General features: G+C 64.5%; 15 protein-coding genes. 14 read left to right on the forward strand and 1 reads right to left on the reverse strand.

Translation table 11 applies throughout. The features are described from left to right. The 10 genes from SPBM01_RS15920 to pelF all read left to right on the forward strand — a co-directional run bounded on the left by SPBM01_RS15920 (position 1) and on the right by pelF (position 15,299). On the forward strand, positions 1-1,329 hold the full coding sequence (locus SPBM01_RS15920; RefSeq protein ID WP_188062586.1) for an HlyD family type I secretion periplasmic adaptor subunit: 1,329 nt from the start codon (positions 1-3) through the stop codon (positions 1,327-1,329). A gap of 3 nt (positions 1,330-1,332) precedes the next feature. Then, complete coding sequence (locus tag SPBM01_RS15925; RefSeq protein ID WP_188062587.1) at positions 1,333-2,913, forward strand: TolC family protein; 1,581 nt, start codon at positions 1,333-1,335, stop codon at positions 2,911-2,913. A 230-nt stretch (positions 2,914-3,143) separates the two neighbouring features. Further along, the gene (locus tag SPBM01_RS15930) at positions 3,144-6,479 is read left to right on the forward strand and encodes a M10 family metallopeptidase C-terminal domain-containing protein (protein WP_188062588.1); all 3,336 of its coding nucleotides are present in this window, start codon (positions 3,144-3,146) and stop codon (positions 6,477-6,479) included. Positions 6,480-6,488: 9 nt separating this feature from the next. Further along, positions 6,489-7,874, forward strand: coding sequence for an exopolysaccharide Pel transporter PelG (pelG, locus tag SPBM01_RS15935; protein ID WP_188062589.1), 1,386 nt, complete (start codon positions 6,489-6,491; stop codon positions 7,872-7,874). 2 nt (positions 7,875-7,876) lie between these two features. Next, the gene (locus SPBM01_RS15940) at positions 7,877-8,758 is read left to right on the forward strand and encodes an endo alpha-1,4 polygalactosaminidase (RefSeq protein ID WP_188062590.1); all 882 of its coding nucleotides are present in this window, start codon (positions 7,877-7,879) and stop codon (positions 8,756-8,758) included. Then, positions 8,755-10,452, forward strand: coding sequence for a hypothetical protein (locus SPBM01_RS15945; RefSeq protein WP_188062591.1), 1,698 nt, complete (start codon positions 8,755-8,757; stop codon positions 10,450-10,452). Before SPBM01_RS15940 ends, SPBM01_RS15945 begins: the two co-directional genes overlap by 4 nt. Beyond that, positions 10,449-11,969, forward strand: coding sequence for a hypothetical protein (locus SPBM01_RS15950; protein WP_188062592.1), 1,521 nt, complete (start codon positions 10,449-10,451; stop codon positions 11,967-11,969). The genes SPBM01_RS15945 and SPBM01_RS15950 overlap by 4 nt, the downstream gene beginning before the upstream one ends. Then, positions 11,966-12,928, forward strand: coding sequence for a hypothetical protein (locus tag SPBM01_RS15955; RefSeq protein WP_188062593.1), 963 nt, complete (start codon positions 11,966-11,968; stop codon positions 12,926-12,928). The genes SPBM01_RS15950 and SPBM01_RS15955 overlap by 4 nt, the downstream gene beginning before the upstream one ends. Continuing rightward, on the forward strand, positions 12,928-13,776 hold the full coding sequence (locus SPBM01_RS15960; RefSeq protein WP_188062594.1) for a hypothetical protein: 849 nt from the start codon (positions 12,928-12,930) through the stop codon (positions 13,774-13,776). The genes SPBM01_RS15955 and SPBM01_RS15960 overlap by 1 nt, the downstream gene beginning before the upstream one ends. Then, the gene (gene pelF, locus SPBM01_RS15965) at positions 13,770-15,299 is read left to right on the forward strand and encodes a GT4 family glycosyltransferase PelF (RefSeq protein WP_262504214.1); all 1,530 of its coding nucleotides are present in this window, start codon (positions 13,770-13,772) and stop codon (positions 15,297-15,299) included. The genes SPBM01_RS15960 and pelF overlap by 7 nt, the downstream gene beginning before the upstream one ends. On the opposite strand, the gene nhaA is transcribed toward pelF, so the two are convergent. Continuing rightward, the gene (gene nhaA / locus SPBM01_RS15970; RefSeq protein WP_188062595.1) at positions 15,296-16,468 is read right to left on the reverse strand and encodes a Na+/H+ antiporter NhaA; all 1,173 of its coding nucleotides are present in this window, start codon (positions 16,466-16,468) and stop codon (positions 15,296-15,298) included. The two genes, pelF and nhaA, sit on opposite strands and share 4 nt — an antisense overlap. A gap of 133 nt (positions 16,469-16,601) precedes the next feature. Between nhaA and SPBM01_RS15975 the strand changes: the two genes are divergently transcribed. From SPBM01_RS15975 to SPBM01_RS15990, 4 genes are all read left to right on the forward strand, one after another. Continuing rightward, complete coding sequence (locus SPBM01_RS15975) at positions 16,602-19,694, forward strand: response regulator (protein ID WP_188065766.1); 3,093 nt, start codon at positions 16,602-16,604, stop codon at positions 19,692-19,694. Further along, positions 19,679-20,557: a CheR family methyltransferase gene (locus SPBM01_RS15980; protein WP_188062596.1), complete on the forward strand. Its 879-nt coding sequence runs from the start codon at positions 19,679-19,681 to the stop codon at positions 20,555-20,557. Before SPBM01_RS15975 ends, SPBM01_RS15980 begins: the two co-directional genes overlap by 16 nt. Beyond that, positions 20,547-22,358, forward strand: coding sequence for a response regulator (locus tag SPBM01_RS15985; RefSeq protein ID WP_188062597.1), 1,812 nt, complete (start codon positions 20,547-20,549; stop codon positions 22,356-22,358). Before SPBM01_RS15980 ends, SPBM01_RS15985 begins: the two co-directional genes overlap by 11 nt. A gap of 70 nt (positions 22,359-22,428) precedes the next feature. Beyond that, complete coding sequence (locus tag SPBM01_RS15990) at positions 22,429-24,045, forward strand: alkaline phosphatase D family protein (protein WP_188062598.1); 1,617 nt, start codon at positions 22,429-22,431, stop codon at positions 24,043-24,045. The last annotated feature ends 43 nt before the right edge of the window (positions 24,046-24,088 follow it).

Raw genomic sequence — 24,088 nt, forward strand, 5'->3', positions numbered from 1 at the left:
ATGAACGACCATTCCCTTGCCCTCCCCGCGCCCTCGACCGAGCAACCGTCCAGCCCGGCATCGTTGCGGCGGCAGCGGTCGACCATCGTCGCTCTGGTGCTGCTGATCGCTTGTTTCGGCATTGGCGGATTCCTGATCCCGATTGGCGGTGCGGTGATCGGCTCCGGCCAGATCGGCCTGCAATCGCGGGTCAAGAAGATCGCCCATCCCAGTGGCGGCGTGGTCGCCGAAATATTGGTCGAAAACGGGCAAAAGGTCCGCAAGGGGCAAGTATTGCTGCGCTTCGACGACACGGTGTCGCGCGCCGACGCCAGTTTTTCCAGCCTGAGCGTTGACCAGTTGCTGGCGCGCCGCGCCCGGCTGGAGGCGGAGCAGGCAGGCGCGGGCAGTATCGCCTTTCCGCCCGAATTACGGCGCAACGATCCATCGACGTTGCGGGCGATAGCGGACGAGGAAAAGCTGTTCCGAATTCGGCGCAGCGAGCAGGCGGGCCTGGCAGCCCAGTTGCGCGCGCGGGTGGCGCAATATGACCAGCAGATCCAAGGCTATCAGGCGCAGATCAACGCGGTGCAGGCGCAACGCCGCCTGATCGAACCGGAGCGCAGGGGCGTCCGCGACTTGTGGAAGCAGGATCTGGTGACGATCAGCCGCATGAACGAGCTGGAGCGGTCCGCCGTCGATTTGCAGGGTAGCGTCGGCGCGTTGCAGGCCAGCATCGCGCAGGCGCAGGCGCGCATTACCGAAGCGCGCGAACAGATCATCCAACTGGGCCAGACCAGCCGGGTGGACGCAGGCACCGAATTGTCGCGCGTCAATGACAGTCTCAACCAGCAGCAGGTTCGCAGCGTGTCGGCCATCGATGCGCGCGAACGCAGCGTCGTGCGCGCGCCCTATGACGGGGTGGTGGACAAGCTGAGCGTCAGTACCATTGGCGGGGTCGTGCGCCCGGCGGACGTGATGATGGAAATCGTGCCGGACAGCGACCAGATGCTGGTGGACGGCGCGGTGCAACCCAGCGACATCGACCAGATCCGCGTCGGACAAGAGGCGCGCATCCGTTTTGCGTCGTTCAACAGTCCTGCAACCCCCGAAATCCGGGGACGGGTGACATTCGTCGCGGCGGACCAGACCAGCGATCCGCAAAGCCGGGTCAGCTATTATCCGGTGCGGGTCGCGATCGACGAAGGCGACCTGAGCAAATATCCAGAGCTGGTGCTGAAAGCCGGGATGCCCGCCGACCTGTTCATAGAAACCGGGCAGCGATCCATGATTTCCTACCTGACCAAGCCGTTGCGCGATCAGTTCGCGCGCGCATTTACGGACAATTGAGCCATGCGGTTGCAGATCATGCGGGCGGCCCTGCTGGGCGGAGTGGCAATGCTGGCGCAGATTGCCGGGGTGCATTCACAACAGGCGCAGGCTGCGCCGCGCCCGCCGCTCGAATATCGCCCTGCCCTGCCGCTGGAAGCCAATGGCGCGCTGGCCGGGCGCGATATGGCAGCGCCGGTGGCGACGCTGGAGGATGCGATCGCGCTGGCTTACTGGACCAATCCCAGCTTGCTGGCGCAACGATCCACATTGCGCGCGGCCGACACGCTCTATCCCGAAGCCCGGTCGGCCTATGGGCCGCAGCTCAACCTTCAGGCGAGCCATGCCTATGCCTATGACCGGACCGAAACGCAGGACGATGTGTGGCGGCGGGACAAGGGATTCAGTTCGACCGCCGACCTGATCTTCTCGCAAAACCTGTTCAGTTCGGGGCGCAAGGCCGCGGCAGAGGGCGCGGCGCTGGCGGAAATTGAAGTGGGCCGCAACCAGTTGCGCCTGCGCGAGGCCCAGGTGATGCTGGACGTGATCGCCGCTTATGTCGCGGTGATCCGCGACCGGGAGATTGTCGGCATCGCCAACGAAAATCTGGCATTGCTCGACCGGCAATATGACAGCAGCGCCAAGCGGTTCAAGGTAAGGGAAATCACCTCCACCGACCTGCAACAGGTGCGCACGCGCGTCGAATTTGGCCGCGCGCAATTGTTGAGCGCCAAGGGACAGCTGGGGGCAAGCGAATCCCGCTTCGTCCAGCATATCGGCGCTTTGCCGGGCAATCTGGCCGAACCCTCACTGCCGCTGAGCGGCGTTGCTTCGCTCGATCAGGCCTATGCGCTGGTCGATGGCAACAGCCCGCTGGTGCAGGCGGCGATGGCGCGGGAAAAGATTTCGCGGGCCAATGTGGCAAGCGCACGGGCCGAACGCGGGCCGGACCTGTCCTGGCAGGGTTCGGGTTCCTATGGCACCGTCACGCCCTATCAAAACCGGCTGCGCGCGACTGAGATACGCTCCGCACTGGTGCTGACCGTGCCGATTATCGATTCGGGCGCACGGCGCGCGCGGATCGAGCGGGCGCGGCAGGGCAATGACGCGGACTGGCGACTGGTGGACATGGCGTTGCGCGATGCGCGGCAATCGGCGGCCAGCGCGTGGGACGGATACCAGGCTGGGCGCCTCTCGCTCGCCCATTATCGGCAGGCGACCGAGGCAGCGGAACAGGCCTATGAGGGCGCTTTAGCGCAGGAAAAGGCCGGGATGCGGACCACGCTGGACGTGCTGGACCTAGCCCGCGACCTGCTGACGGTGCGGACCAGTTATGTGTCGGCGCGCGCCAACGAATATGTCGCCAAGAGCAACCTGATCTCCGCGATGGGCAATCTGGAGGGGCCGTTGCTGGTGCCTGCCATCCGGTCCTATGACCCGCAAGGCAATTTTCAGCGGCAGGATGGCCGGGGCGATGTGCCAGCGCTGACATATGTGTTGTCGGGTCTGGACGATATATTCGTTACGGACATGCAATATAATCGTCCGATCCGCGACTCGGCAGGATTAACCATGTCGCGCCAGCAATTGCTTGGACAAGATTGAGCCGCATCATAATTGACGAGAAAGATAATCGCGTTCTTCTGTTACGGACGGATATTATTTAGCAAAATTTGTCTGAATTTGTGACAATATTATAGTTGATCCCGCAATTTTACATAGTTAACGGGCTTTGAGACTGCCATGCCTTGATATAGAATCCTGGGCGTGGGTTTCTGCTCCACCATCATCACCGGGTTGATAGCGGCAGCGACAAGACGAGCGGGATTGACAGCATGATCATCGACGGCAACCTGAATGACTGGACGTCTGCGGACCGGATCGATCGTGGCATCAGCCCCGGCTATGAAATCTACGCCAAGTCGGACGGAACGGATTTCGTCTTTGCACTGAAATCGGGCGTCGCCATCGGGGCGAACACGACTTTTTGGCTGAATACGGATCGCAACGCCTCGACGGGTTATCAGATATTCGGCTTTGCCGGTGGCGCGGAATATAATGTCAATGTCGCTGCAGACGGCACGCTTTCGCTGTATTCGGGCGGCGCGGGTCAGACCCTGGTGCTGCCCACCAAATTGACATCTGCCTTTTCAGCGGACGGCACTTTGCTGGAATTTCGCGTGGCCAAAAGCGCGATCGGCACACCGGGCGCGATCGACGTGCTGGCGGACGTCAACGACAATGTTTTTCTGCCGGGAAGCTATTCTTCAGGCGGGTTTACCGTGTTCAACGACACCGGCGTCGTCGCGGACGCGGCACAGCGGATCGGCATAGTCTATTCGCAGACCACAGCGAACAATTATTTCAGCGCGACGGCCTATTCGCAACTGTTCATGGCCGCACAGTCGCAGGCGATGCAGGCAGGCGTGGCTTTCGACATATTGACCGAAGCGGACCTGACTAACCTGTCGACGCTGGCCAAATATGACTCGATCGTCTTCCCATCCTTCCGCAACGTCCAAGCCGATCAGGTCATAGCCATCACCCAGGCGCTGGAGCAGGCGACCAAGCAGTTCGGCATCGGCCTGATCGCGGCGGGCGAGTTCATGACCAATGACGCGGCGGGCAATGCGCTGGCTGGCGACAGCTATGCGCGCATGAAGTTGCTGTTCGACGCGACGCGCGTGACCGGCGGCACCGGCGACGTGACGTTGAAGGCCAGCGATGCAGGCAGCCTGGTGCTGGACGGCTACGCGTCGGGCGAAGTGATCCACCAATATAGCGGCGTCGGCTGGAACGGTTTTACCAGCGTCAGCGGCACCGGCACTACCATCGCCACGGCGACCGTCGCGGGGCAGGATTATGCCGCCGCCATTGCCACCCAGACCGGCGGGCGCAATGTGCTGTTTTCCAGCGACGCGGTGATGGCCGACAATAATATGCTGCAAAAGGCGATCGATTATTCGGTCAATGGCAATGAGAGCATTTCGGTGGGCCTCCAGATCACTCGCATGGCCGGTATCACCGCCGCGCGCGTGGACATGGACCAGAGCCAGGAAGTGTTCGAGGTCAACCCGGAGAATGGATCGGCAGGCATCTATGACAAGATGATCCCGATCCTGGCCGAATGGAAGTCCGCGTTCAATTTCGTCGGCAGCTATTATGTCAATGTCGGTGCGGATGCCACCAATGGCCAGACGACCGACTGGGCCGTGTCCCTGCCCTATTACAAGTCGCTGCTGGACATGGGCAATGAGCTGGGTTCGCACAGCTATACCCATCCTGAAAATACCAATGTGCTGACGGCCGAACAGATCGCCTATGAATTTGGCCAGTCGCGCGCGGTGCTGGAACAGCAATTGAGCGCGTTTTTGGGCAAGGCCGTGGTCATCGACGGTGCCGCTGTCCCCGGCGCGCCGGAGCAAATCGCAACATCCGAAGAAATCCTGAAATATTACAGCTATGTATCGGGCGGCTATTCGGGCATCGGTGCAGGCTATCCCAATGCGTTCGGCTATATGACGCCGACTGATGCCGCAGCCGACAAGGTCTATATCGCGCCCAACACCGCGTTCGACTTCACGCTGATGGAGTTTCAGAAAAAGACCGTCGCGCAGGCCGAAGCCCAATGGGCGGCGGAGTTCAAGGAAATCACGGCGCATGGCGAAACGCCGATCGTGGTGTGGCCATGGCATGATTATGGCCCGACGGCATGGAGTACGGACGGCACCAGCCCCTACGTCAAGCAGATGTTCACCAACTATATCGCCATGGCCGCCAATTACGGCATGGAATTCGTGACACTGGGCGAACTGGCCGACCGGATCAGCGCGTTTGAGAAAACGACCGTCACGTCCAGCATCGCGGGCAATGTCGTCACCGCAACCGTCGCCGCGCCGCAGAGCGTCGGCACATTCGCGCTCGATCTGGACAATCTGACCACGGGTCAGGTGATCAAGAGCGTGGCGGGATGGTATGCCTATGACGCCGACAGCCTGTTCCTGCCCGCCAATGGCGGCACCTATGCCATCACGGTGGGCGCGGCGGCGGACGATGTGACGCACATCACCAAGCTGCCCATGCGCGCCAGCCTGTTGTCGCTGACCGGCGACGGTCGCACGCTCAGCTTCTCGGTTCAGGGCGAAGGGCAGGTCGTGGTCGATGTGCAGGCGCCCGGCAACAACTGGGTCGTGGTCACGGGCGGCACCATCGTCAGCCAGGTCGGCGAACTGGTGACGATCGACATCGGTGCAATTGGTCAACATGCCGTGACGGTGGGCTATACCGCCAATCTGGCCCCCACCATCACCAGCGGCAGCGGCGCGGCCACCGCGACCTTCACGATCGCGGAAAATGCCTCCGCCGTCACAACCATCGCAGCCAGCGACGCCAACAGCGTGTCGGGCGATAAGGTCGCCTATGCGATCAAGGCGGGCGCAGACGATGGCGGCCTGTTCGCGATCAATGCGACGACGGGCGCATTGACGTTCAAGGCCGGACCGGACTTTGAAAATCCGGGCGATGCCAACAAGGATAATGTCTATGCCGTCACGGTCGTTGCCACCGATGCGCGCGGCCTGACCGATACACAGGCGCTCAGCGTGCGCGTGACCGATGTGGCAGGCGTGACGACGACCGGCACGATCGGTGCGAATACGATCAACGGCACATCGGAGCAGGACCGGCTGGATGGCGGCTGGGGCAACGACATCATCAATGGCCTGGGCGGCAACGACACGCTGATCGGCGGGTTGGGCAACGACACGCTATATGGTGGGGACGGTATCGACCTGCTGATCGGGGGGAATGGCCGCGACCTGATGACCGGCGGCAATGGGGTGGATACGTTCCGCTTTGAATCCACGCTCGACAGCCGGACCGGATCCGGCAACCGCGACATCATCAATGATTTCCAGTCCGGCGTGGACAAGATCGACCTGTCGGCCATCGACGCCAGAGCGTCGCTGTTCAGCTGGGGCGATCAGGCCTTTACTTTCCGCGCGGGCGCAGGCGCGTCCATCACCGCTGAGGGGCAATTGCGTTATCGCTACGAAACGGTGAGCGGGATCGATTATACCGTGGTGGAAGGCGCCAATTCGGGCAGCAGCGTCGATTTCGCCATCGCGCTGGCCGGGCGGCATGTCCTGACCGCGAACGACTTCATCCTCTAACCCGCAATCATGGCCGGCATCGGGTTCAAACTGGCCAAAATGGCCCGTGACGGCGGCGTGAGCGGTGTCGTGGGGGCGGCTGCTTACGGCGCGATGATCAGCGCCGGTCCCTGGCTGGTGACAGTCATTGCCACGCTGGCGCTGGCGCAATGGATGCCGGGCCGGATCGCGCCCGACGCCATCGCCATGGTGCAGACGGTGCTGATCTACGGGTTCAGCCTGTCGGCGCTGATGGCTGCGCCGATCAGCCTGCTGACCGTGCGCCTGGTGGCGGATCGCCTTTATGCCGGGGCGGACGATCATATTCCCGGCCTGCTGATGGCGGCACTGGCGGGGGGTGGATTGCTGGCCTTTGCCGCAGGGTCGGTGGTTTTCGGTTTCCTGGCTGGCCTGTCGCTGGGCCAGGCATCGCTGGCGACGCTGTTGCTGACCTGGTTGACGCAGATATGGATCGTGTCGCCCCTGCTGACCGCGATCCACCGCTATCGCATGGTGATGACGGCCTATGGCATGGGCGTTGCTGTCGCTGCACTGTTGATCGGGCAATCCCCGGACCGGATATTGGCCGCGCTGGCGGCGGGGGTTGCAGTGACGCTGATCGCGTTGCTGCTGACGCTGCGCCATCATTTCCGCGACGCCCCGGTTTTCGGCGTCGCCGACCTGCCCGACCCCAAGCGCGCCGTGCTGCTGGTGCTGACCGGCTGCGCTTCGGCCGGGGCGATGTGGATCGACAAGATGCTGTTGTGGAATGCGCCGGGCAGCGTGGCGACGCTGGGGGCGCTGCGGCTGAACCCCATCAATGATTATGGCAGTTTTTTAGGGATTTTGACGATCATTCCGGGCCTGACGCTGATCCTGATAGCGGCGGAAACCCGATTCGACAAGGCGTTTGGCGACATGATCGCGCGCTGCACCGGCACGTCGACGATGGAGCGGATCGAACAGGCGCGCGAACAGGTGATGCGGGTGATATTGGGCGATTTCCGGCTGTTGCTGCTGGTCCAGTCTATCATTGCCGCGCTGGCATGGGTATTTGCGGTGCCGTTGTTCGATGCGCTGGGCGGCAATGTCGCAGGGATATTCGCCTTTCGCCACACGGCGCTGGGCGTATTGTTCCACCTGATCGCCATCCAGATGACGGTGATCCTGTCCTATTACGACCTGTTCGGCCGCATCCTGCTGATCTGGGGCAGTTTCCTGATGGCGAGCGCGGCGGCGGTGCTGATCGATTGGGATCTGGGCTTTGCCGCGTTCGGGCGCGGCTATATGGTCGGCGCTGTGACGGCGGCGGCGGTGGGGCTGGCCGTGGTGCTGCAATCGACATCGCAGCTGACCTATTTGCTGTTCGTGGGGAATAATCCCGCGATCATCGGCGCGCGCGGACGGTGGTTCTGACCATGGGCGCTTCCCTTTTCCGCTGGAGCCGTCGCACGCTGATCGCGTCCGGGGCGGCGATGGTCGCTGCCGGGATGGGCGGGCGCGCGGCCAAGGCCGATGGCGGGGGGAAGCCTTGGCGCTGGGCGGTCGATTATGGCGCGCATAGCGACCCGGCGTTGGCGCGGGACTATCAATTGCTGGTGCTGGAACCCGACCATGATCGCCCGATCGCGCCGCTGCGTGGTCCCGATGCGATGCTGTTGGGCTATGTCAGTCTGGGCGAGGTGGAAAAAAACCGACCCTATTATGCCGACCTGCTGGCCGCAGGCGCGTTGTTGGCGGCGAACCCGCACTGGCCCGACGCGCGCATGGCCGACCTGCGCCATCCCGCATGGGGCAAAGTGCTGCTGGACCGAGTCATTCCGGGCATTTTGGCGCTAGGCTATAATGGAATCTTCATCGACACCGCCGATAATGCCGAAGCAATGGAACAGGCGGACCCGATTGGCAAGGCAGGCATGGTGGATGCAGCAGGCGCGCTGATCCTGGCTATCCGCGCGCGCTTTCCGGGCATCGCCATCATGCTGAACCGGGGATATGCGCTGTTGCCGCGCGTGGCGGGCGCGATCAACCATGTGCTGGGCGAGGCTATGGCGTCGCGCTGGAACTTCGCGCGGAAAGACTATGAGTTGCTGACCCAGAGCGATTGGGACTGGCAGGCGAGCCGATTGCGCGCGGCGCAGGCGATCAATCCGGCGCTGCGCGTCATGACGCTGGATTATTGGCATAGCGCCGACCGGCGACAGGTCGCGGCGCTCTACGCGCGGGAACGGGCGGCGGGGTTTCTGCCCTATGTCTCCACGCTGGCGCTCGACCATCTGGTCGACGAGCCGGGCGGATGAGCGTGGGCGCACAGACAGCGCGCTACCAATGGGCTGTTCCGCTGATCGGCGGCGCGGCCCTTGTGGCATTGAGCCTGTTACTGATCCCCAAAAGCGTGGAAGTGAGCGAGGCGCTGGACCATCACCCGGCGACGCCGGGTGCCGCGCCCGCCCGGCCCGCTCCGTTGGTCGCGTCCTTGCCCGCGCCGCCGGAACTCGCATCGCTGATTGCCGGTGCCGACGCAACGGATATTGCGCAGGCAGTCGCGCGGCTGACGGCGCAGGGCGCTGCCGTTACTACTGCGCAGGTGGTGCATGATCTGGAGCGTGCAGGGCGCGGGCCGGTGGCGCTGGCGTTCCTTGATCTGCGTGCCGACGGGGGTTCGCCCGCGCTGTGGCGTATCCACTATGAATTGGTCCGCAAGCTGGGCGATGCAGGCCGGGCGCAGGCGATGATCGACGCGGCTGTCCAGCGCGGCAGCGCGGTGCCGGCGCGCGACATTATAGAGGCGGCCTATGGCGCGAACCGGCCCGACATGCTGGTCTTGGCGGCGGAGAATGGGGCCATCCCTGCGCCCGACGCAAAGCTGGCGCTGGACCTTGCCCGGCGGTTCGAAAAGGCCGGGCAGATCGACCTGATCGGGCGGCTGGACCGCGTGACCAAGGCACCATGGCGGCAGAGCGACCCGTGGCTGGCCATGCGGCTGGCGCAGCGCGCGGCGGATCGTGATGGGGCGTTGCGCTATGCTTTGCTGCTGCCCGCCGGGCAGCGTGAGGCGGCGCGCGAAGCGATCTTGCGGGAACAAGGCGACCGGGGGGCGTTGCGCAGCCTGTTGATGGAGCGTGCAAGGCGACCCGGCGCGGACCATGGCGCGATTGCCGAACAGTTGCTGGCGGCGGGATTTCGCGAAGATGCAATGGGCGTGCTGGAACGAGGCGCGGCGAAGCTGCCAGTGCGGCACAAGCTGTCGCAACGATTGCTGTATCTGATGGGACCGCGTCCGGCTGCGCCCGAGGCTGGCTGGCTGGCGGCGCGGGCTACGGGCCAGCGGGAATGGATCGAACCCTATATGCAGCGCGTGCCGCCACGTGACGCATTGGCGTTTCTGGCCCGGCACCCGATGGCCGACCGCCCGGACATGCAGATGACGCGGCTGTCGCTGGCGCGATCCGCCGGGGATGATGAGGCCGCGCGGGGGTTGTTCCGCGCGCTGCTGGACCGGCCCGACCTGTCGGTGGAGCAACTGCGCGCGTTGTCCGCCGCTGCGCCCGACCGGCTGGACCCGGGGCTGGCGCGCAAGCTGACCGAGCGGCGGATGCAGGCGGGGATCGGTAACGGGCAGGATGCAATGGCGCTGGCATGGGCGGCGTGGAATGCAGGCGATGCGGCCACAGCGGGGACGCTGGTGGGCGGCTATCTGCGCCGCAATCCCGATGATCCGGCGGCGCTGCGGCTGATGGCCTATGTGGCGCGCAAGGAAAAGGGCGAGGGTGCGGCGCGGCCATGGCGGGAGCGGGCGCTGGCCAACACGCCGCCCGGCACGCGCGAACAGGCCGAATTGCTGGAAAGCCTGGGTCGCCTGCCCCAGGCGCTGGTCGTGGTCGACGGCCTGATCGACGCGCGACCCGCCGACCGATCGCTAACGGCGTATAAGGCGCGGCTGTTGCTGGCCAATGGGCAGCCGGGCCGCGCCCGCAAGATATTGCAGCCATGATCGCGCCGTTGCTCCTGCTGGCCGCCGCGCCCCCGCCGCTTGATTTCGATATGCGCGATTTCGGCGAGAATAGCGTTGTCTATGCTGCGCCCGCGCCATCTGCCTCCGTCATTGCATGGCCAAAGCGCACAAGGTTGCGGCTGGATGATCGCGGCGATGAACTGGTGGTGCGGTTCGACCGTCCGGTGTACGAAGCATCGATCGCCCGGTTCGAACGCGATGCAGAGCGCCATGTCCAGTCGCTGCGCTGGAACGACGACAGCCTGTTGCTGCGCCCCAATCCGGGCGTGCGCCTGTTGCCGCGCGTGGAGGGGAGCCGCCTGATCGTCGCTTTTGTCCGCGATGACGCGGACGCCCCTCCCCCGCCCGACGCCGACCCGCCAGCGGACGATGCGCGCGATCTGGCGATGGTCGCGATCCGCGCCGATCTGGCGTCCGGTTTCGTGGGCAAGGCGCGGCGGCAGGCGCAGAAGCTGGCGCAGCGTCATCCCGATGACAGGGAAGTCCGTCGGCTGCTGGCCGATGTAGTGGCCGTCGATGGCGATCATCACGCGGCGGCGGCGGATTATCGTGCTGCCGGTGCGACGGACAAAAGCGCGCGGCGGGCGATGGCGCTGGGTGCCGGGCAGGCGGCAGTCGGCGTGACGCTGCGCGACGGAACGGGCTTTACCCAGGTCGAAGGGACCGCGCGCGTCACCGTGACGGCGAGCGAGACTTTGGCGATCAGCGGCGCGGTGCGGCATGTCGCGACGCAGGCGGATGCGGCGATCGTCGACGACGTGCTGGCCTATGACATTGACGATCAGGCGACACTGGCCGACCTGACCGTCACCGCCGACCTGGCCCCGCGCCTGCGGGTGGATTTCGTTGGCGGTATCTGGCTGGACAATAGCGTGGCGGGCGGCGGCGTGCGGATGGTCTATGGGTCGAGCGATACGCAGTTGCGGATCGGTTATGTCCACCATATGCCCGACCTGTCCTTTGCCGAACAGGCAGTGGATCGCGGCACATTGTCGCAACTGACGCTGGGCGGATCGGTGCAATTTTTGCCCGAATTGCGCGGGCGGATCGACGGGAGCTGGCGGCGCTATGGGGTGGCCGGGGTCAGCGATGCGGCGGAAACGCTGACGCTGGCGGGGCAGGTCGATTATATCCTGCTGCGGCGGCCGTTGCTGGTGACGCTGGGTTATCGGCTGGACGCGGAATATGTGCAGAGCCTGCTTCATAACGCGATCGGCCTGCAACGATTGCCGCTGTCCGACCGGGAAAATCATACGGTGCAGGCCTTTGCCAGCAGCGCGATCGGCCCCGTGCTGATGACCGGCGGGGCGGGTTGGACGGTCGATCGGTATGGCGGGTCCGGTCCCAATGCCAGCCTGGCCGCGTCCGCGCCAGTCGGTTTGCGCTGGCAGGTGGATGCAGCGATGGGGCTGACGTCAATCACGCGGCCCGGCTTTCCGGGGCGGCAGATATTCGGCCGGGTCGAAATCCGCCGCGCGCTGGGGGACGGGATATGAGCGGCAGCGACGCTACGCCCCCGCCCAACATGGGCCGTCGCCGGATCAGGCGCATCGCCGCCGAACTGACGGTGATGTTCACGATATTGCTGGCGATCGACCAGTTTTGGGGTGCGCGGGACGGCTTTGCCAGTTTCCAGCCCAGCCCCTATTGGTTGCCGGTGCTGCTCATGGCGATCGGCTATGGTAGCTGGCCCGGCCTTGCAGCGGCGGGGATCGCGACGCTGATCTGGCTGGCGACCAATGGCGTGCGGCCGGGCGGCGACTATTTCGCGACCATGTTCGACCTCTCGCTGCCACCCCTGCTCTGGTATGCCGCCGCCGTCGTCATCGGCGAAGTCACCAATGTCCGTAACCGGCGGATCGCCCGGCTGACCGCGATCCAGCGGACGGGCAAGCGCAACATGGACCGGATGGCCGATGCCTTTGCCGGTCTGGCGCGCAATAACCGCACCCTGCAACAGCGGATCGCGACGGAGGACAGGACGGCCAGCGAAATGCTGACCCTTGCCGCGCGCCTGCCCCATGTCAGCGGGCTGGAGCGGCAGGCGCTGCTGCGCGCGATGATCGCCATGCTGTGCCGGACCGACGATTTCACCTGCTATCATATCCGGTCTGACCTGGCATGGCCGATCCTGTTCGGTGACGGGTGCAACCGGGAACGAGCGCCCCTGTCGCACGCGCTGGTGTCCGCGCTGTCGGCGGGGGGCAGGATATTGCACGCGGCCAATCCGTCGGACCGGGCGGTGCTGGCGGGCGCGGGGCTGGTGGCGGTGCCTTTATTGTCGCGGGACGAGGGCAGGCTGGACGGGGTATTGATCCTGCACCATTTGCCCTTTGCCAGCATGGGTCCGCATATGATCGCGGATTTGACGGCATTGGCGACATGGCTGGCCCATGCGACGAGCGACCATCAACGGCTGGCCGATTTCGTCGTCCTGCGTGAAAATAACAGCTGATGCTGATGCTGGGACTGCTGGCGGTCATCGACCTGGCTTTGCTGGCGGGCGCGGGCGTGGCGGGGGTGCATCCGGCCATCGTAATGATCGGGCATATGCTGTTGTCATCGATGGCGGTGGTGTTGGCGTTTCGCGCAAACACCACGCGCGGGGTGGCGGCGATGGTGGGCATGGCGCTTGGCCCGGCTGGCATGATTGGCGGCATATTGCTGGCGTCGGTCTGGTTCTGGCCGGGCGCGGCGCGAAAGTCCGGCGCAGTATCGGACGACCCTAAACCGGCTCCGGCCAGAGGCGCGGGCGCAATGGTGGCGCGCCTGCTGGACGGACGGGTGCGCCATCCCGACCCGGACGGGCTGGGATCGCTGATCACCATCTTGCGCCATGGCACGGTGGATGAGCGGCGCGGCGCGCTGGAAACGGCAGTGCGTAATTTCGATCCGCGCCTGTCGCCGGTGGTGACCCGAGCGCTGACCGACGACGATCAGACGATCCGTGCGCTCGCCGCTGCCGCCGCCACCCGGATCGCCCAGCGACTGGCGGAGGAACGCGCCGCCTATGCTCAGGCGCAGGCGACAGGCGACAGGGACAATGCGACGCGAACCGGCGCGCTGTTGTGGGATCATAGCCGTTTCGACATATTGCTGTCGCAAACCCAGCGCGAACAGATCGCCAGAGATGTGAGCGGGGAGGATGCGGACCGGCAACAGATCATGACGCTCAACGATCGATGGAAAGCGCATGACTATGCGGCGATCGACCGGATCTGCGCGGATATGGCCGCCGATGGCGGGATGGCCGACCCTGCCTTGCGCGCCGCCGCGCGATGGTGGACGCAGCAGCCATGCTGATGCAGCGCCTGCGGGCGCTGACCCGGCGGAGAAGCGGCCAGCGGGCGATCGAGGCACCCGAAGCGGACATCTGTCTGGTGGTGGAGGGCGCCTATCCCTATGTCGTGGGTGGCGTGTCTGGCTGGCTTCAGGATTTGATGATCAGCCTGCCCGACGTGCATTTCCATATCGTCGCGATCAAGCCGGACGACGCGGACACTGTGTGGAAGATCGTGCCGCCCGCCAACGTCACGGGTGTCACCGAAATCGCGCTATCGACCAAGCGCAAGCTGCCCCGGTCGCTGCCCGATGCGCCGGTAGAGGCGGTAATGCAGGCGGCGTCGGATTTTCTGCACAAGGGCGGCAGCGACCGGTTGCGCGCGCTGCTGGATGCGCTGGGCGGCATTGCCCCTGCCCCGCAGGTGCATGACCTGCTGTCGCATCAGGCGGCCTTTGCCCTGCTGAAACGCGAATATACCGACGATTTCGACCGTTCGTCCTTCCACCATTTCTTTTGGGCGTCGCATGTCCTGCTGGGGGGGCTGTTGTGCATGTGCCTGGCCCCGTTGCCCAAGGCGCGGGCCTATCATAGTATCTCGACCGGCTTTGCGGGACTGTTCGCGGCGCGTGCGACGATCGAGACGGGGCGGCCGCTATGCCTGACCGAACATGGGATTTATCAGCTGGAACGGCAGATAGAGGTGTTGATGGCCGACTGGATCGGCGATCAGGTCGACCATGGGCTGGCGCTGGAGCGGGAGAACAAGGATCTGCGCGACCTGTGGCGCAGCGCGTTCGGCCATTATTCCGCCGCCTGTTACGATTGCAGCGACCCGATCGTCGCGCTCTATGCCGCCAATAGCGATGTGCAGCGGCGTTTGGGCGCGGCACCCGACCGGCTGCGAGTCATTCCCAACGGCATCGATCTCGATCGCTTCGACGATGTGGTGGACGCGCGTGATCCCGACGCGCCGCTGGTGGCGTTGATCGGGCGCGTGGTGCCGATCAAGGATATCAAGACTTTCATCCGTGCCGCCGCGCTGGTGCATGAACGCGACCCCGCCATCCGCTTCGTGGTGATGGGACCGACCGACGAGGATGGTGACTATGCCGCAGAATGTGCGGCGATGGTGCGGGATTCCGGCCTGAGCGACTGTTTCGATTTTGCCGGACGGGTGCGGATAGAGGAATGGATGCCGCGCATCGACCTGATCGTGCTGACCAGCCTGTCCGAAGCGCAGCCACTGGTGATATTGGAAGCGGGCGCGTGCCGCATCCCGGTGGTCGCGCCGGACGTGGGCAGTTGCCGCGAAATGCTGGAAGGTGGCGTCGATGGCGCGGGGGGCATCATTACGCCCCTGGTCAATCCGACCGCGACCGCCGAAGCGATCATGGACATTGTGGGATCAACAACGGTGCGGACGCGGATGGCCGCGAACCTGCGCGCGCGGGTCGAGCGGGATTATAGCCACACGACGATCATCGACACCTATCGGCGGCTCTATCAAGACCTGGCGTCGCGCGCGGATGCTACGCTGGCTTAGGCCGGTTGCGCCCTGCCCCCGGTGCGCAAAACAAGGTAGCCGACGATTGCGGAAAGCAGCGAACCACCCAGCACGCCGATCTTCACTTCGTCCATCAAAATTGCATCGGTAAAGGCGAGGCCACCGATAAACAGGCTCATCGTAAAGCCGATGCCGCATAACAGGCATACGCCATAGATTTGTCGCCAGTTCGCGCCCGACGGTCGCGCGCAGATGCGCAGGCGCACGCATAGCCACAGCGCGCCCAGCACGCCGACCTGCTTGCCCAGGAACAGCCCCGCCGCAATGCCCAGCGGCAAGGGCGCAAGCAGATGTTCCAGCCCCAGTCCGGCAAAGGATACGCCCGCATTGGCAAAGCCGAACAGCGGGACGATGAAAAAAGCGCTCCAGGGATGCAGCCCATGTTCCAGCCGATGCAATGGCGAGACGGCGCTGTCCGGCGCGCCGGGCGTCACGCGGATCGGGATCAGCGTGGCGGCCAGCACGCCTGCGATCGTGGCATGAACCCCCGACAGCAGCACCGCCAGCCACAGCAGCGCGGCCAGCAGCAGATAGGGCGCAAGCCGGGTTACGCCCACGCGGTTGAGGACGAACATGGTTCCCATGATCGTAGCAGCGGCCAGCAGCGCAAGGCCGTTTATGCTGGTCGTATAGGCCAGCGCGATGATGGCGACTGCGCCCATATCGTCAACGATGGCGACAGTGGCAAGAAACAGTTTGAGCGAGGCAGGCACCCGGTTGCCGAGCAGCGCCATGACGCCGATGGCAAAGGCGATGTCGGTCGCGGCGGGGATCGCCCAGCCACGCGCCAGCCCCGGCATCGATCCGGCAAAGGCCAGATAGACGAGCGCAGGCACCGCCATGCCGCCTGCCGCGGCAATGGCGGGCAAGGCGCGATCGGTCCAGGTGGACAGGTGGCCGTCGACAAATTCCCGTTTGATTTCCAGTCCCACCAGCAGGAAGAACAGCGCCATCAGCCCGTCATTGATCCAGTGGAGCAGCGACATCGGCCCGACTTGCACATGCAGCGCGTGAAAATAGGCGGCCGATAGCGGGCTGTTGGCGACGATCATCGCCAGCGCCGCCGCACCCATCAACAGGATACCGCCCGCCGCCTCGCTGCGCAGAAAGGCACGAAGGGCGGACGGTGGCGAGGTTCGGTTGGTCATGATGGCGACGACATTGGCCAGTTACGCCGCCTGTATCAAGGTTTTACGGTCCGCTTTTGACATCTTCCCCCTGCCCCATGTGGACAATCGCCGCCGCCATCCTATGAAGGGGCGTAATCTATTGAGTATGCAGATGTTTTCCTTTCGAGACCGTAACAAGTCGGCGGCTGTCTATGCCCTTTTGACCCTGCTGCTGGTGCTGCCCTTTGCGGCGGACCTGTTGTTCCCGTTGGGGACGGCGGTTTGGATCGCCTATCTGCTGCCCGCCGTGCTGGCCTATCTCGCGCCGCGCGCGATCGTGCCGCCGGTCGTCGCGGCCATCGCCACGCTGTTGATGATCGCCGGTTTCACCATGGCCCCGCCGGGCATCGACCCGACCGTCGCCGCGCTCAACCGGACGCTGGGGAGTGTGGTCGCGTGGATATTGGCGATCGTCGGCTTTTTCTTCATCCGCAATCGCAATGCCATTGCGCAGGAAGAATGGCTTCAGGCGGGGCAAGTGGGACTGGCCAAGGCCGTGAGTGGTGAACAGCCGCTGGACGAACTGGCCCGCAGCGCGCTGACATTCCTGACCGATTATCTGGGCGCGCAGGCCGGCGCGCTGTTCATCCGCAATGGCGAGGGCTTTGCCCGTCAGGCCAGCTATGGCGTGCCAGCCGATGGCGGCGTGCCGGAACGGTTCGGGCCGTCCGACGGATTGCTGGCCGAAGCGGCGCGCGACGGGCGCACCATATTGCTGGACGATGTGCCGGACGGCTATCTATGTTACGGGTCCGGGCTGGGCCGGGGGAAACCCGCCGCGCTGCTGATCGCCACCACCAGCGCGGACGGCGTGGTCAATGCGGTGATCGAACTGGGGCTGGACCGCGCCAGCGCGACACTGGCGCAGCCATTGCTGGCGCGCACCAACATCCAGTTGGGCGTGGCGATCCGGTCGGGCAAATATCGCGCGCGATTGCGCGAATTGCTGGACGAAACCCAGCAGCAGGCCGAGGAATTGCAGGCGCAAAGCGCGGAACTGCGCGCCAATAATGACGAGCTGGAAACCCAGAGCCGACAGTTGCAGGATGCCGCCGCCCGGCTGGAGCAGCAGCAGCGCGATCTGGAGGAAAGCAACGCGCAGTTGGAGGAACAGGCCCGGCAACTGGAAATCCAGCGCGACGACCTGACCCGCAGCCAGAGCGCGTTGCAACATCAGGCAGGCGACCTGGAACAGGCCAGCCGCTATAAATCCGAATTTCTGGCCAATATGAGCCATGAATTGCGCACCCCGCTCAATTCGCTGCTCATCATGGCGCGGTTGCTGGCGGAAAATCGCGGTGGCAATCTGAGCGCCGATCAGGTGCGTCATGCCGAAACGATCGAAACGTCGGGCAACGATCTGCTGATGCTGATCAACGACATATTGGACATCAGCAAGATCGAGGCGGGCAAGCTGGAATTGCAGCCGCGCCGGGTGCGGATCGCCCCCGCGCTCGACAAGTTGCAGGCGATTTTCGCGCCGGCCGCGCAGGCCAAAGGACTGGCGCTGACTGTCAGCGGCAGCAATGACGCCAGCGAGATTGAGACGGACCTGCAACGGGTGGAGCAGGTGCTGAAGAATTTCCTGTCCAACGCGATCAAATTTACCGACCATGGCGAAGTGGCCCTGAGCGTCGCGCGCCGGGACGATGGCCGCATCGCCTTCATCGTGCGCGACACCGGGGTCGGCATCCCCGCCGAACAGCAGCAGTTGATTTTCGAGGCATTTCGTCAGGCGGACGGGACGGTCAGCCGCAAATATGGCGGCACCGGCCTTGGCCTTTCCATTTCGCGCGAACTGGCCCGATTGCTGGGCGGTGAAGTGATGGTGGAAAGCGTGGCGGGCGAAGGCAGCGCCTTCACCCTGATCCTGCCCGAACATTTCGATCCGTCGCGCGCGCATGTCCCCTCGCTATCCCCGAACGACCCCGCGCGTCCGCGCCCGTCCAACCCCACCCCGCCGCGCCTGCGCGCGGTGCCGGTGGCGGAGGATGACCGCGAAGCCCTGTCGGGCGACGCCCGCGTCATCCTGATCGTGGAGGATGATCCGGTATTCGCCCGCATCCTGTGCGACATCGCCCATGAACAGGGTTTCCAGTGCCTGATCGCCGGGACCGCCGATGAAGGCGCATTGATGGCGCGGCAATATTTGCCGCACGCCGTCATTCTCGACATGAACCTGCCCGATCATACCGGCCTGTCGGTGCTGGACCGGATCAAGCGCGACGTGCGCACGCGCCACATTCCCGTCCATGTCGTATCGGTCGACGATGACAGCCGGGCCGCCCTATCCAGCGGCGCGATCGGCTATTTGTTCAAGCCGGTGCGGCGCGAACAGTTGATCGACATGCTCGAAGGGCTGGAGGCGCGCATGGCGCAGCGGATGCGCCGTGTGCTGGTGGTGGAGGATGACGCGCAACAGGCGCACAGCATCAAGCTGCTGCTTGCGTCGCGTGAGGTGGAAACGCTGGAGGCCCATTCGGCGGCGCAATGTTTCGAAATGCTGGGGCGCGAGACGTTCGATTGCATGGTGCTGGACCTCAACCTGCCCGACGCCAGCGGCCTTGACCTGCTGGAACGGTTGAGCGTGGACGAAAGCGTCGGTTTTCCGCCGGTCATCGTCTATACCGGACGCGACCTGTCGGCGGACGAGGAATTTCGGCTGCGCAAATATTCCAAGTCGATCATCGTCAAGGGGGCCAAGTCGCCCGAACGGCTGCTGGATGAAGTGACGTTGTTCCTGCATCAGGTCGTGTCCGAATTGCCCGAACCCCAGCAATTGCTGATCGCCCGGTCGCTGGGCCGGGACGAGGCGCTGGCCGGGCGGCAAATTCTGGTGGTCGAGGATGACATACGGAACGTTTATGCGCTGACGAGCATTTTCGAGCCTCATGGGGTGCATGTCCGTATCGCGCGCAATGGTCTGGAAGCGCTGTCCGCGCTGGATGAATCGGCGCGCGGTGTCGCGCCGCCGGTGGATCTGGTGCTGATGGACGTGATGATGCCGCAAATGGACGGGCTGACCGCCACCCGCGAAATCCGCAGCAAGCCATGGGGCAAGACCCTGCCCGTCATTGCGCTGACGGCCAAGGCGATGGCGCGCGATCAGCAGGAATGTCTGAACGCAGGCGCGAACGATTATCTGGCCAAGCCGCTGGACGTCGACAAATTGCTCAGTCTGGTGCGCGTATGGATGCCGCGCTGACCCCAGATGCGGCCATCGCGCCGCACGAGGAAATTGAACTGGACCTGCTGCTGGAGGCGATCTGGCGGCATTATCATTATGATTTTCGCGGCTATTCGCGCGGATCGCTGCACCGGCGCATGGTCCGCGCGCGGCACTGTTTCGGATGTGACAGCCTGTCGCACCTGCAACATAGCATCCTGCGCGACGGGGCGGTCTTTGCCGAACTGATGGGGTTCCTGACCATTCAGGTCAGCGAGATGTTCCGCGACCCCGCCTATTTCCGCGCGCTGCGCGAAAAAGTGATCCCGCATCTGCGCACTTATCCTTCCATCAAGGTGTGGATCGCAGGCTGCGCCAATGGCGAGGAATTTTATTCGCTCGCCATCCTGTTTCGTGAGGAAGGGCTGGAAGATCGCACGATATTCTATTGCACCGACATCAGCCCGGCGGCGCTGGAGCGGGCAGAAGCAGGCATTTACAGTCTGGACCATATCGCCCATTTCACCGAAAATCACCGCCGGTCGGGGGGGCTGACCTCCCTTTCGGACTATTATACCGCCGCCTATGGCGCGGCGGTGTTCGACAAGAGTCTGCGGCGTCGCGCGGTGTTTGCCGACCATAACCTCGCCAGCGATGAAGTGTTTTCCGAAGTGCAGCTGGTGTCCAGCCGCAATGTGCTGATCTATTTCGACCGGGCGTTGCAGGACCGGGCGCTGGGCCTGTTCGGGGAATCGCTGGTGCGGGGCGGGTTTCTGGGTCTGGGGTCGAAGGAAACGCTGCGCTTTTCCCGCCATGCCGACGGCTTTGCCGATTTCGACGAAAGCGAAAAGATATTCCGCCGCAACAGTAAGAGCCTGATAGAGAACGGTGATGCAGCCTGACCGCGTAACGATATTGGCCGTGGACGACGTTCCGGCGAACCTGGCCGCGCTCGACGCGCTGCTGGCCCGTGACGATGTGCAATTGTTGCAGGCGCGGTCGGGGGTCGAGGCGCTGGAAATGCTGCTGGTGCATGACGTGGCGCTGGCGCTGCTGGACGTGCAGATGCCGGGCATGGACGGGTTCGAACTGGCCGAACTGATGCGCGGCACCGAACGGACCAGCCGGGTGCCGATCATCTTCCTGACCGCCGTGGCGACGGACGAGCGGCGCAAGTTTCGCGGTTATGAAACGGGCGCGGTCGATTATCTGCTCAAACCCGTCGATCCGCAGATCGTGCGCAGCAAGGTGGACATCTTCGTCGAGCTGTTCCGGCAACGGCAGGAACTGGCGCGGCAGCGCGACGATCATGCCGCTGCGTTGGCGCGACTGACTGCTCATGGCGATAATTCGCCCCTCGCGCTGGTCGAACTGGGCGCGGACCAGCGGATCATTGCCTGGTCCAAGGGAACCGAGCGCATGTTCGGGTGGCGCGCGGCCGAAGTCGCGGGGTTCAGCGCGGCCGAGGTCAAATGGCTGGACGCGGCGCAATCGGCCGATTTTGCGACGCTGATGGACGAGATGATCGCAGGCGCGCTGCCCCGCGCCACCCGCACCCTGCGCTTTCACAGTGCCGAGGGGCTGGCGCTGGATTGCGAATGCTATTGTTCGGCGCTGCGCGATGGCGCGGGCCGCCTGTTTTCGGTCAACCTCCAGATATTGGACATCACCGACCGCAAGCGCGGCGAGGATATGCAAAAGCTGTTGATCGGCGAACTCAACCACCGGGTAAAGAACACGCTGGCGTCGGTGCAGGCAATCGCGACCCAGACGCTGCGCCATTCCGCCGGCCCATCCGATTTCGCGCCGACCTTCATTGGCCGCATTCACGCGCTGGCGGGCGCCCATTCGCTGCTGAGCGGCGCGACATGGCAGGTCGCCAGCCTGCGCGATCTGGTCGAAGGGCAAATGTCCATCGGCACGATCGACGCCGACCGGTTCGAAGCGGTGGGACCGGAACTGGACCTGCCGCCCGAACCGGCGCTGCATCTGGCGCTGGTGCTGCACGAACTGGTCACCAACGCGCATAAATATGGCGCATTGTCGGTGCCGGGCGGGCGTGTGCGGTTGGCATGGGCCGTCAGCGACAATCAACTGGTGCTGGACTGGGCCGAACTGGGCGGACCCGCCGTCGCGCCGCCATCGCGCCGGGGCTTTGGCACCGCGCTGATCGAACGCAGCCTGCGCGCCGATGGCGGCAGCGCCGTGCCGCGTTACGGCGACGATGGCATGGGATGGACGCTGACCATGCCCTATCTGGCCGGTGCGCGGCATCGCGGCCCGCGCGCGAAGCCGCGCAAGGATGGCGCACAGGCGCACCTCTCCCCCATCACGCCCATGTTGCAGGGCAAGCGCGTGCTGCTGGTCGAGGATGAGACGCTGATCGCGTTCGAACTGGCCGCGATATTGGAGGATGCGGGCGTCACCCTGATCGGTCCGGCCGCTACGGTCGACAGCGCGCTGGAAATGATCGCCCGGCTGCCGATCGACGGCGCGCTGGTCGATGGCAATTTGCAGGGGGAGGCTGTCGATGCCGTCGCCCATGCGCTGGCCGCGCGCGGCATTCCGTTCCTGTTCGTCAGCGGTTATGGCAGCGACCATCTGCCCGCCGGGTTCGACCATGTCGGAATCGTCGGCAAACCGTTCAATCCGCCCCAGCTGCTGGAAGCGGTCGGCGCGCTGTGGGACGGCGTGAGCGTTTAGAGGATCGTCATCGCCCCGTCATCGCTGCGGATTAGTTGCCCCGTCAGGACCAACGCTTCGGGGACGGACAATGACCATCATGATGGACCGGCGCCTGCTGTTGCAGGCTGGCGTATTCGGCCTGGCCGCGCTCGCCACGCCGGGCGTTGCGCAATTGCTGGGCGCGCGCGGCTTCACCCATGGCGTTGCCAGCGGCGAGCCTTCGGCGCGGTCGGTGCTGCTATGGACGCGCCATGTCGGCAGCGGGGACAGCCGGTTGCGGTGCGAAATGGCAAGCGACGTAGCCTTCACCACAGTCGTTGCGGGCGGCGATGTCGTTGCCAGCGCGCAGCATGACCATTGCGCCAAGCTGACGGTCGACGGGCTGGTCCCCGACCGCTGGTACTATTATCGTTTCGTCACGCCCGATGGTGCGATCAGCGACATTGGCCGCACCCGCACCCTGCCCGATGGCGATACGCCGCGCTTTGGCATCGGGCTGTTTTCCTGTTCCAACATGCCGTTCGGCTGGTTCAACGCCTATGGCCATGCGGCGCAGCGCAGCGACCTGGACCTGATGGTCCATGTCGGCGACTATATCTACGAATATGGGCCGGGCATCTATCCGACGAAGGATGTCGCCGGGCGATCCGTCCTGCCCGCCAATGAAATGGTGACGCTGGCCGACTATCGCCTGCGCCATGCCTCCTATCGCGCCGACCCCGATTTGCGGCGCTTGCATCAGTCGTTCCCGATGCTGGGGCAATGGGATGACCATGAACTGACCAACGACGCCTGGAAGGACGGCGCGGAAAATCATCAGCCCGCGACCGAAGGCGACTGGGCGATGCGCAAGGCGGTGGCGGAGCGAGTCTATCGCGAATGGATGCCGGTGTCCGACAAGCGCTATGACAGCTATCAGATCGGTTCGCTCGCCACCCTGTTCCGTCCCGAAACCCGCATCACCGCGCGCGACAGGCAACTGGATCTGGACGAAGCGATCGCGGGCCGGGGCGACCTGGCCAAGGCGTTGGCCGATTTCCGCGATGGCCCATGGAGCGCGAAGGACCGCACGGTCATGGGCGCGCAGCAGGAGGCATGGCTGCACGCCGGGCTGCAACAGTCGGTCAGGTCCGGCACCCGCTGGCAGATATTGGCGCAGCAGATCGTCATAGGCACGATCCGCGCACCCGAAACGTTCGACTCATGGACCGCCGATGGCGCATCGCCGCAGGTGCGCAGGGCAATGATGGGCATGGTCGCGGCGGCGCGCGCGGGGCTGCCGTTCAACATGGATGCGTGGGATGGCTATCCTGCCGCGCGCGAACGGCTGCTCAACGCGGCGCAGGCGGCGGACAGCAATCTGGTGGTCCTGTCAGGGGACAGCCATAACGCATGGGGCAATAATCTGACGAACGACGGTCGCGCCGTGGGCGTGGAATATGCGGGCCATGCGGTGACTTCGCCGGGGTTCGAAACCTATTTGCCCGCCGTCGCCCCGAAAGATTTTGCCAAGGCGCTGTGGCAGGCCAATCCGGGCCTTGCTTATGCCGACACCAGCCGTCGCGGCTATGTCTCCTTGCAACTCACGCCCGACCGGGTGCGCGGGGAATGGCATTATGTCGATACCATCCTGACGCGCTCCACCGCCGGGGTCGTGTCCGACGGGCTTGACGTGCGCTGGGGCGATCGGTGTTTTTCGGCATGATAAACACATCCGGGTCATGCAGCGTGATGACGCTGCATGACCC

This window comes from Sphingobium sp. KCTC 72723 (genome assembly GCF_014280435.1).
GTDB lineage: Bacteria > Pseudomonadota > Alphaproteobacteria > Sphingomonadales > Sphingomonadaceae > Sphingobium.